At 34.8% G+C, this 270-nt stretch carries 1 protein-coding gene; it reads left to right on the top strand.

Features of this window, described 5'->3' with window-relative positions; genetic code table 11:
• The coding region (mreD, locus tag AAEY88_RS13765; protein WP_350563285.1) for a rod shape-determining protein MreD at positions 1-266 on the top strand (266 nt) is incomplete at its 5' end.
• Positions 267-270 lie beyond the last annotated feature (4 nt).

Here is a 270-nt window from a genome sequence, read left to right as displayed (position 1 = left end):
GGGTTAATTCACTTACTTATTCAATCTGTATTTTTGTTACCGCCAGTAATTTTCAAAAAATCCGTAACTTTTCGCTATGGCAACAAAGCTTATTAATTGGCTTATTTTTAACTCTCTATCACTTAATGCAGTTTTGGCTAAATCACTTTTTATTGGGTGTGTACTTTAGCCCGCAATACTTATGGCCTGTGCTTACAGGTATGTTGAGTTGGGTATGGGTGTTTTTATTACTGCGTAAATACCGTAGACATTTTAGGATCAGATAATGAC

It is taken from the genome of Psychrobacter sp. CAL346-MNA-CIBAN-0220 (assembly GCF_040309805.1).
Lineage (GTDB): Bacteria > Pseudomonadota > Gammaproteobacteria > Pseudomonadales > Moraxellaceae > Psychrobacter.
The sequence above is the reverse complement of the archived record's forward strand: the minus strand, read 5'-3'. Positions and strand labels throughout refer to the sequence as shown.